1 protein-coding gene is annotated in these 2,773 nt (G+C 66.2%); it reads right to left on the bottom strand.

Annotated features, from left to right (window positions below; all coding sequences use genetic code 11):
* Positions 1-111 precede the first annotated feature (111 nt).
* The coding region (locus QOI01_RS16510; RefSeq protein ID WP_526382724.1) for an ATP-binding protein at positions 112-2,773 on the bottom strand (2,662 nt) is incomplete at its 5' end.

Genomic DNA, 2,773 nt, shown 5'->3' with positions numbered 1-2,773 from the left:
CGATGCGCTCGATCGCCGCCTCGAGCAGCTCGCTCGGCGACACCTGGCCCGAGGCGACCAGGGCCGCCTGGTCTATAGCATCCATCCATCGGGTCTGCTCGGCGAGAGTGCTCACTTGTGCTCCAATTCTGTTCTGGCCTGGTCGATTTGCTCGTAGGCGTAATTCACCATCGCGGTTGTGGTCATGGTCTCGCCGTTTTTGGCAAGTGATTCGTACGTCGCGCCGAGCACTTCGCGGAGGTGGTCGACCGCAGCGTTTAGCCCGGGGAAGCCTGCCGTGGCCATCGGGCCGACGGCGAAGCCGGTGATGGTGGCCGCGGGTTCGTGGTGACCGAGCCGGTCCAGAAAGGCGGCGAGAATTGCCAGCGGGCTGCGGATCGTGGCGGTGTTGCCCGAATCGTGAAGATTTCGGATCGCCACCCGCACGTAATCGAATACCGCCAGTGGATCCCCGTATTCGGCCTCGAAGCGTGTCAGCGTCGTCGCGAGATGAGTTTCGCTGTAGCGATTGCCGCTGACGCGCGCGAGGGCCAGTCCGCGGCGCATGGCGTCCAACGAGACCACCGGATCGGCATCGCCGTATGCGAATCCGTAGGCGAGAAGCGCGAGCGCCAACGCATTTGGGTTTTGGGAGGCTTCGGCAGCCGCGACGAGCCCGTCGGCATCCGCCATTGCCTGCTCTGCCGATCCCACGATCGTCAGTACCATCACTAGCTGCGACCTGGTGAACGTGTGGGTATCACGACCGCTGTCGATCTGGGCGCGGCACCACTGGACGGTCCGTTCGAGTTGTCCGGCAGGGGTATACACACTGGACAACATGCCCTCGAGGCCGAACGGGACCTTCCCGCCCTGCTCGATGACCCGCCGGCCCGCGTCACCATAGCGCACCGCCGCCTGGATCCGTCCGACGATCCAGCATTGCGATGCCATCGCATACAGATGCGTGAGCCGGGGATGGTTGACTGCTTCGGCCGCCTCGATGAGTTCTCCGGCCCAAGCGATCGGTTCGTAATTCTCTACGCAGTAGCCCAGGAGCGCGGCGTACGTCGAGATGGCGGTGGCGTCGTCCAGCTCACCGCGGTCGGCGGCCCACCGGAAAGCGCTGCGCAGGTTCGGCAACTCGACGGTGAACCAGTCGTAGGCCTCGCGCTGGCGGGGGCCGTCCCACAGCGCCATGGTGTCGGCTTCCCGCTCTGCGAAGTAGCGACTATGCGCAGTCCGAATGGCGTCTGCTTGGCCGCCTGTTACGAGTTGCTCCTCGGCGAACTGGCGGATGGTTTCCAGCATCGAGAATCGTGTTCTGCCCGTTGACCGATCGGCCACGATGAGCGACTTGCGTACCAGGGCGTCGAGCAGATCGAGGATGACGAACTCGTCGGCGTAATGGTCAGGTCCCGACACCGCGCGAGCGCCATCGAGTTCGAATCCGCCTGCGAAAACCGAACACCGTTCCAGCAGTGCCCTTTCCGCATCGTCGAGCAGGTCATAGGACCACGCCACGGCTTGTCGTAGCGTCTGATGGCGCTCCAGGCCGCGCCGCGACCCGACCAGCAGTCGGAAGCGTTGGTCGAGGCGATCCCGCAGCTCGGCCGTCGTCATCGACGCCATGCGCGAGGCCGCCAGTTCGATGGCCAGCGGTATCCCGTCGAGCCTGCGGCAGATCTCGACTACGGCCTCGGCTTCGGCATCGGTGTCCATCGAGAAGTTCTGCGCCAGGCTCCTGGCGCGTTCAGCGAACAATTGCACTGCAGCGCAGTCGGTTCCCGCGTCGACGTCCAGTGAGGGGACCGATCCGACTTGTTCGTCGGCGACCCCGAGCGGCTCGCGGCTGGTGGCGAGGATTCTGACAGTCGCCGAGTGCGCGAGAATGGCCTCGATCAGATCCGCGGCCGCGTCGAGCACGTGTTCGCAGTTGTCGAAGATCAGCAGTCGGACGCGGCCCTCGAGGGCCGCGGCCACGCTCTGAGTCAGATTCATGCCGAGTTGTTGGGTGATGGCAAGCACCGCAGCCACCGCGTCCGGAACCGTGGCCGGATCGCTCACTGCTGCGAGTTCGAAAAGCCAGACGCCCTCTGGGAATTCGTCGGCGAGCTGGTTAGCGACCTCGGTCGCGAGCCGGGTCTTGCCGACCCCGCCGACACCGGTCAGCGTGACCAGCCGGTGCGCACGCAATGAGGCAACGACCCGTGCGACGTCCGACGCCCTTCCGACGAGGCTGGTCGCGGAGGGCCGCAGGTTCCCCGGCGACGCATCCACCGATCGCAGCGGTGGGAACTCCGTGCCAAGGCCATCGGCTCGGACCTGAAAAACCTCGACGATCGTCGAGAGGTCGCGCAACCTTCGCGGCCCGAGCGAGACGAGGTCGACTCCTGACAGCAGGCCCGCAGTCGTGTCGGCCAGCAGCACCTGACCGCCGTGTCCCGCGGCCATCACCCTTGCCGCCCGATTGAGCACCGGGCCGAAGTAGTCCTCGCCTCGCAGTTCCGCCTCGCCGGTCGAGATGCCCATGCGGACGGGTAGCTCGAGAGCGCGCTGAGCGGCGACTGCCGCGTCCACAGGTGTCCGTGGCGAGGCGAAGGCGGCGAGCATCCCGTCGCCGGTGTGATTGAACGTCCATCCACCGTGCGCCTCGATGGCCGCGCGCAGCACGTCGTCGTGCTCCGCCAGAGCCGCCCGCATGGCAGCGGCATCGGCCTCCCACCGACGCGTCGAACCCTCGATGTCGGTGAACAGGAACGTCACTACCCCCGTGGGCGCACCCGGCGTGGAC

The organism is Mycobacterium sp., from assembly GCF_032162605.1.
Classification (GTDB): domain Bacteria; phylum Actinomycetota; class Actinomycetes; order Mycobacteriales; family Mycobacteriaceae; genus Mycobacterium.
The sequence above is the reverse complement of the archived record's forward strand: the minus strand, read 5'-3'. Positions and strand labels throughout refer to the sequence as shown.